Origin of the sequence: Paractinoplanes hotanensis, assembly GCF_023717965.1 — a bacterium.
Classification (GTDB): domain Bacteria; phylum Actinomycetota; class Actinomycetes; order Mycobacteriales; family Micromonosporaceae; genus Actinoplanes; species Actinoplanes polyasparticus.
Genome location: NZ_JAMQOL010000007.1, coordinates 63,325 through 69,825 on the forward strand (window position 1 = coordinate 63,325; position 6,501 = coordinate 69,825).

Genomic DNA, 6,501 nt, shown 5'->3' on the forward strand with positions numbered 1-6,501 from the left:
GGGCCGATGTGTCCGGCAATCCCTACACGGCGAGCAGGTCGTCGATCGTCGCGGCCCGGTTCGCTGCGGCCGACGGGAACACCACGTGCAACGAAGTGCCGTCACCGGGCCGGTCCGACAGCGCCACGGTCGCGTGGTGCGCGTCCAGAATCTTCTTGGCCACGGCCAGACCGCGGTCGGGCCCGGGCGCGTCGGCCGGGTTGGCGATCGCGCCGTAGTACAGGTGCGGGAACAGTTCGGGCCGCATCCCGTCGGGCATGTCGATGTCGTCGAGCCGCAGGGCCGGTCCGGACTCGAGGTCGGTGCCGACCCGCACCCGCCCGCCCGCCGGCGTGTACTTCACCGCGGCGAACAGCAGGTGGGTGAGCACCTGCTCGAGCCGCACGGGGTCGGCGATGATCGGCAAGGCGGGCCCGCCGGCCTGGTTGAGGATCCAGATCTGCTTGGTGGCCGCGATCGGCCGTACCGCCTCGACCGCCCGCTGGGCGATGCTGGTGAGGTCGATCCGACGCATGTGCAGGCCGTCGGCGCCGAAGCCGGCCTCCGACATCTCGGTAAGATGGTGCATCAGTTCCATGAAGCCGCGGATGTGCCCGGCGGTGGCGCGGGCGACCTGATCGGCGAGGTCGGTGTCGTGACGGCCGGTCGTCCCCAGCCTTTCGAGGTACGCCGCGACGAGCCGCAGCGGCGCGCGGAGATCCCCGCCGACGAGCCCGGCCAGGTCGTCCTTGCGCCTTTCCAGCTCCTGCAGCCCGGCCGTGGTGTTCGCGAGCGTGACCGCGTGCCGGCGCAACTCCATCTGCGAGGTCACCTGGCGGGCCAGCGCGCGCAGGGCCTGCAACTGCTCGATGTCGAGCCGCCGCGGCTGATCGTCGACCACGCACAGCGTGCCCAACGCGAAGCCTTCGGTGGTGATCAACGGCGCCCCGGCGTAGAAGCGGACACCGTTGGCGCACCCGACGTGCGGGTTGTCGGCGAACCTGGGGTCCTTGCTCGCGTCCGGCACGACGAGCAGATCACGACCGAGAATCGCGTGCGCGCAGAACGAGGTCTCGCGGTCGGTGCCGGCCTGGTCCAGGCCGACCCGCGCCTTGAACCACTGCCGGTCCATGTCGACCAGCGTCACCAGCGACATCGGGGTCTCGCACACGGTCGACGCGAGCGCCACGATGTCGTCGAAATCCTGCTCGGGCGCGCTGTCGAGGATGTCCAGGGCGTACAGCGCCGCGAGCCGGTCGGTCTCGTTGTCGGGAAGGGGAGCTTTCATGGGCACCTCCGAAGGCCTGCTTCAGAGGTACCACACGAAAGTAGCAATACCGACTTTTCGCCCGATCGCTCAGGCGGTCAGCGAGCCCGCCTTGCGCCACTGCTTGAGCGGCTGGGTCGCGACCGGCCAGCCGAGGTGGGTGCGCAGCTCCTCGGGGGTGCAGAGGATGTCGGCGCCCAGCTCGACCTCGGCCACCTTGCGGGCAGCGATCGGGTCGGGGTCGACGCCGTACACCTCGGGCCACTGACGCCGCAGCCGGGGCTCGCCGCCGAACGTGGGGTCGGCGTTCTCGAGCACCATCGGGTCGCCGTAGACCGCGCCCTGGGCGCCGGCCAGCAGGCCGTACCAGATCGCGCTGCACAGGCGGTTGGACACGACCCGCTTGTGGCGCCGCAGCTCGGCCAGCTGGCGCACCAGGAAGTCACGGTCGTGGTCGCGCCACCAGAAGCCACGGTAGCCGTGGCAGATGACCCGGAAGCCGGCCTTCTCGTACAGCCGGCGGATCGCCTTGACCTTGTGCTCGTTCCAGTACAGACAGACCGTCAGCGGGCCGGTCTCGTGGGCCTTGAGCTCGTCGATCAGGCGCTGGTGGTCACCCATGACCTCCTGCCCCTCCCAGCCGTGGAAGGGGTAGAAGATCGTGCCGTCCCGCTTCGACTCGTCGACCGGGGTCTCGTCCATCTCGAGCAGATAGGCGAACGGCGAGCCGATGGCGATGACGTCGCGCCGGCCCTGCGACCAGGCCCGGCGCCGCAGCTGCTCGGACCAGACCAGCAGCCGGCTGCCGTCGACGAACGGGACACCGGGGGCCAGGCCGTCGCCGATGTTCCACCCGTGCTGCAGGTAGCCCTGCATGCGCGGCGGGTGCATCCAATCGTCCAGCTGGGCGTAACGGGCAAGCAGGTGAGCGTGACCGTAGTAGTAGTTGGCGTGGTGCATACCCTCATCCAGACAGCGCAGCGGTGGGCGATACGTTCAGTTCCGGGCGTACGGCTTCGTTCCGGGCGTACGGCGAGCGATTGTACCGTTCGGATCAACCATCAACTAACGGCGTTGCCGCCGGCGAAGGACGACTGATGAAAGACCAGGCGGGGCCGGTCGTACCGGTCCGGGCGCGCGGCGCCTACCGCCAGTCGGCGCTGGTGCTCGGCACGGCTCAGCTCGGCGGAACGTACGGCATCGCCAACCGCACCGGCATGCCGGACGACGACGCCACCGCGCGCATGCTGGCGGCGGCCCGCGAGCTCGGCGTCACCCACGTCGACACGGCCCGGGCGTACGGCGACAGCGAGCGCCGCCTCGGGGCCGCGCTGCCCGGCCTCGGCCTCGCCGTCATCACCAAGATCGGCCCCGGCGCCGACGTGCGGGACAGCCTGGCCGCTAGCCGCGAGGCCCTGGGACTCACCGGCCCGCTGACGATCCTGCTGCACCGCGCGGCCGACACCGCAGCCGGCTGGTCCGACCTGCGCCGCTGCCTCGACACCGGGGAGGCCGACCGGGTCGGTGTCTCCGTGCAGTCGCCCGACGAGCTGCGCCAGGTGCTCGAACTGCCCGATCTCGGCTACGTCCAGCTGCCCTGCAACATCCTCGACAAGCGCTGGCTCGCCGCCTTCTCCGACGAGCGCCCCGACCTCGTGGTGACCGTGCGCAGCGCGTACCTCCAGGGTCTGCTGGCTGCCGGCAGCGACGTGACCTGGCCGCACCTGCCCGACGCGGAGCGCGACGCGGTGGTCGCCACCCTCGACCGGCTGGCCGTCGAGTTCGGCCGCGAGGACCGTACGGACCTCTGCCTGGCCTACCTGCTGTCGCTGCCCTGGGTGACCTCGCTCGTGGTCGGGGCCGAGACCGAGGGGCAGCTGCGCCGCAACGCCGACCTGATCAGCCGCACACCGCTGACCGCCGCGGAACGGGAGCAGGCCCTGGCCGCCCTGCCCGAGATGCCGGTGGCGCTGCTCGACCCGGCCCGGTGGTCCGCGTGACGACGCTGGACGACCTCTTCGGCCTGCGCGGGCGGGTGGCCGTGGTGACCGGCGCGACCGGCCGCCTGGGCCGGGTGATGGCCGAGGCCCTGGCCGGCGCCGGCGCGACCACCTACCTGGTCGGGCGGGACCAGGGCCGCCTGGAGGAGCTGGCCGGCAAGCTGGGCGGACAGTGCCGCCCGGCCCGGTGCGACGTCACCGTCGACGCCGACGTGGCCGCGCTCGGCGCCCGGCTGCGCGAGGAGCACGGCCGGGTCGACGTGTTGGTGCACAACGCGCACGTGGGCCGGGGCGGTTCGCTGCGCACGTCCCGCACGGCCGACTATCTGGAGGCGGCCGACCTGGCCCTGGGCGCCTTCCAGCGCCTGCTCGACGCCACCCGCGACCTGCTCGAGGCGGCAGCGGCCGACGGGTCACCGTCCATCGTCAACGTCGCCTCGATGTACGGCGTGGTCAGCCCCAAGCCGCACCTGTACGACCGGCCCGAGGCCGGCAACCCGCCCTACTACGGCGCCGTGAAGGCCGGCTTGGTGCAGCTCACCCGGTACGCGGCGGTCGAACTGGGCCCGGCCGGCATCCGGGTCAACTGCGTCACGCCGGGCCCGTTCCCCGGCGAGGGCGGCGACCCGGCCCTGCTGGCCCGCCTGGCCCAGCAGACCCCCGTGGGCCGCGTCGGCGACCCGGCCGAGATCGCGACCACGGTGCTCTACCTGGCCTCGCCGCGCTCCAGCTACACCACCGGCGCCAACGTGATCGTGGACGGCGGCTGGACCATCTGGTGACCTGATCCCGGCGAGCCGGGTGCCCGTTTTGTCGGCATTCCTCCGTACCCTGATCGTCGTCGCCGGCGCCCGGCCGACCCGCGATCCGACGGAGGTGGACATGCGAGCGATCCTGCGAACCGCCGTGGCCGTGACGATCGGAGTCTCGGCCACCGCGGCCACACCCGTCCTCACCGACGGTTTCGAGCAGCCGCCCGTCCCGCACAGCTACCAGCGCCTGACCGCCGGCCACCAGTTCGGCGTGTGGACCGTGACCAGCGGCGACGTCGATCTGACCACAACCGACCTGTGGAGCGCCGCCCAGGGCCGCCAGTCCCTCGACCTCGACGGGGCCGCCCAGGGCACGGTCGCCCGCACGTTCAAGTCCACCCCGCTGCTGACCTACCGCATCTCGTACGCCCTGGCCGGCAACTACGTGGGCGCCCCCGCGATCAAGACCGGCGAGGTGCGGGTGAACGGCAAGGTCGTCCAACAGCTGTCCTTCGACACCACCGGCAAGTCGCGTAACAACATGGGCTACACCCGCCACCAGACGTACGTCCTGGCCAAGAGCACAAGCCTGCGCCTGGAGTTCGCCAGTACCACCACCCCCGCCGGCCACGGCCCAGTGATCGACGACGTCAAGGTCGACACCTGCCTGACAATCCTCTGCCCCAAGAGCGCAGCCACACCCGCGTAAGGGGGAACAAGGCGGGCAACAGCGCTCGACTAAAGCGCCCAGTAGCAGTAGAGATGCCATCCGTTGGCTCGCCGGGCCAGCCCGGCCAGGCGGACAAGGAAGTCGGCTATGCCCGCAGGATCCAGCCCAGCCAGCTCCTCGGTACTGGTCAGACGTAGGGCAGCGGCGTCGAGCGTGGTAGGCGCCGAGTTTGAGGGTGACCTGGCCGGCGCGGCGGATCGGTCCGTATGGGCCGTGGAGATGTTCTGGGCGGCAGGATCCCGGGCCGGCGCGGCAGGCGCTCAGGGTCTCGACTCGCCGTTGCCGGTCCGGAACGGCTGGATGCCGGCTTCCACGAGGATGGCGAGGGCGCGGAAGTCCTCGTCGAGGGCTCGCCGGGAATGTCCTGCGAAGCGTGCCGATACTTCCCCTGCGGCCAGCCCGAGCGCAGCAGAGGTGAGGATGCGCTCCAGCCGCTCGAGGTGTTCGTCGGCGACCTCCGCCGCGCGCAGCACCTGATGGACCCCGGCACGCACCCGTCTGGCGGCGGGGGTGCCGGCCGGCAGTTGCAGGAGCTGGGGAAAGGTGGCCGGGTGCCGGCGGGCCACCTCGCGCAGCGCGTGGGCCAGCCCGGTGAGCTGCTCCAGCCAGGACGCCTGCACGGTCACTGGCGGAAGCTCTTCCAGCAGGAGTTCGACCAGCCCGTCGAGCAGATCGCTCTTGTTCGCCACGTGCGCGAGCCGGCCGGATCGCCTGCGAGTGGTACGGAAACGGGGGCGCCGCCGACCGCCCGGCCGCCGCCTTCTCGATCTCCAAGACGGTGCTCTCGCTGCTGCTGGTCCGGGCGGTCGCCGACGGCATCGTTCCCGGCCTGGGCGTTCCGGTCACCGTCGGCCTGCCCCAGCTGCGCGAACGCGACCCCCGTTTCGCCGCGATCACCCTGGCCCACCTGCTGGACATGCGCTCGGGCATCGCGTTCGACGAGCACACGTCGTTCCCCTGGGTGAACCGCGACGCTCCCGCGGTGTACTACGCGACCGACCTGGCTGGCACGGTGGAACGCCGGGTACGGATCGACTCCGCCCCGGGCACGTTCGGCTACAACGACTACGCACCGAACCTCATCGGGCTGACCGTCCAACGGGCGTACGGGGTGTCACTGACCCGCGACCCGCTGCAGCGCCTCTGGACAGATATCGGCGCGCAGGACCCGGCGCGGTGGTCCACCGACGACAAAGGCTTCGCCTACCACGAAAGCGGACTGGTGGTCACCGCCCGGGATCTGGCCCGGGTAGGCCAGTTGACGCTGGACGACGGGCGGACCGGTGGCCGGCAGGTCGCCCCGGCGGTCTTCTTGGAGCGCAGCCTGCACCCAGTCGACCGCACCACCGCCACTACCTTCGCCGAAGTGCCCGTCGGCTATCGCAACGGCTGGTGGGCGCTGCCGCGCCCGGACGGCGGCGAAGACCTGGCCGCAATGGGCGCACACGGCCAGATCATGCTGGTCTCCCCAGCGACCGACACGGTCGTCGTCCAACTGAGCACCGACCAGCACAGCAACACCAACATCGAGATCGCAACAGGGCTCCAGAGGTTCGCCGACCGGCTGGCCACGAACTGACCGGACATGCCATCAGCCATCGACCATGGACCAGCCGTAGTGGGCAGCACGGGATCGATTCTTGGTGTCCAGCAGATGTCCCCGAGCCCAACCGGCCCCGCGGGTAGACGAGACCGGGTGGTGGGCGCCTGAGTGCTGGGCGAAAGGTCTGGAGGATGCGCGGCCGATGAGGCAAGCGGAACCACCGCACCGCG

Annotated in this window: 7 protein-coding genes; 4 read left to right on the plus strand and 3 right to left on the minus strand. The window is 71.2% G+C overall.

Going from position 1 to position 6,501, the window contains the following annotated elements; all coding sequences use genetic code 11:
* Window positions 1-22 precede the first annotated feature (22 nt).
* Both LXN57_RS06005 and LXN57_RS06010 read right to left on the minus strand, forming a co-directional pair.
* The gene (locus tag LXN57_RS06005; protein WP_251797018.1) at window positions 23-1,267 is read right to left on the minus strand and encodes a GAF domain-containing sensor histidine kinase; all 1,245 of its coding nucleotides are present in this window, start codon (window positions 1,265-1,267) and stop codon (window positions 23-25) included.
* 69 nt (window positions 1,268-1,336) lie between these two features.
* Window positions 1,337-2,206, minus strand: a complete 870-nt coding sequence (locus tag LXN57_RS06010) for a hypothetical protein (protein ID WP_251797019.1) — start codon at window positions 2,204-2,206, stop codon at window positions 1,337-1,339.
* A 137-nt stretch (window positions 2,207-2,343) separates the two neighbouring features.
* On the opposite strand from LXN57_RS06010, the gene LXN57_RS06015 reads away from it, so the two are divergent.
* The 3 genes from LXN57_RS06015 (at window position 2,344) to LXN57_RS06025 (ending at window position 4,707) form a co-directional block, all read left to right on the plus strand.
* On the plus strand, window positions 2,344-3,246 hold the full coding sequence (locus LXN57_RS06015) for an aldo/keto reductase (protein ID WP_251797020.1): 903 nt from the start codon (window positions 2,344-2,346) through the stop codon (window positions 3,244-3,246).
* Window positions 3,243-4,028: an SDR family NAD(P)-dependent oxidoreductase gene (locus LXN57_RS06020; protein WP_251797021.1), complete on the plus strand. Its 786-nt coding sequence runs from the start codon at window positions 3,243-3,245 to the stop codon at window positions 4,026-4,028. The genes LXN57_RS06015 and LXN57_RS06020 overlap by 4 nt, the downstream gene beginning before the upstream one ends.
* A gap of 100 nt (window positions 4,029-4,128) precedes the next feature.
* Window positions 4,129-4,707, plus strand: a complete 579-nt coding sequence (locus tag LXN57_RS06025) for a DUF642 domain-containing protein (protein ID WP_251797022.1) — start codon at window positions 4,129-4,131, stop codon at window positions 4,705-4,707.
* 281 nt (window positions 4,708-4,988) lie between these two features.
* Here the strand turns inward: LXN57_RS06025 and LXN57_RS06030 are convergent, their stop codons facing one another.
* Window positions 4,989-5,417 carry a WHG domain-containing protein gene (locus LXN57_RS06030; RefSeq protein ID WP_251797023.1) on the minus strand — a complete coding sequence of 143 codons (429 nt, stop codon included), beginning with the start codon at window positions 5,415-5,417 and terminating at the stop codon, window positions 4,989-4,991.
* A gap of 17 nt (window positions 5,418-5,434) precedes the next feature.
* Between LXN57_RS06030 and LXN57_RS06035 the strand changes: the two genes are divergently transcribed.
* Window positions 5,435-6,307 (plus strand): serine hydrolase domain-containing protein, encoded by an 873-nt coding sequence (locus tag LXN57_RS06035; protein ID WP_285904596.1) that lies wholly within the window; start codon window positions 5,435-5,437, stop codon window positions 6,305-6,307.
* Window positions 6,308-6,501 lie beyond the last annotated feature (194 nt).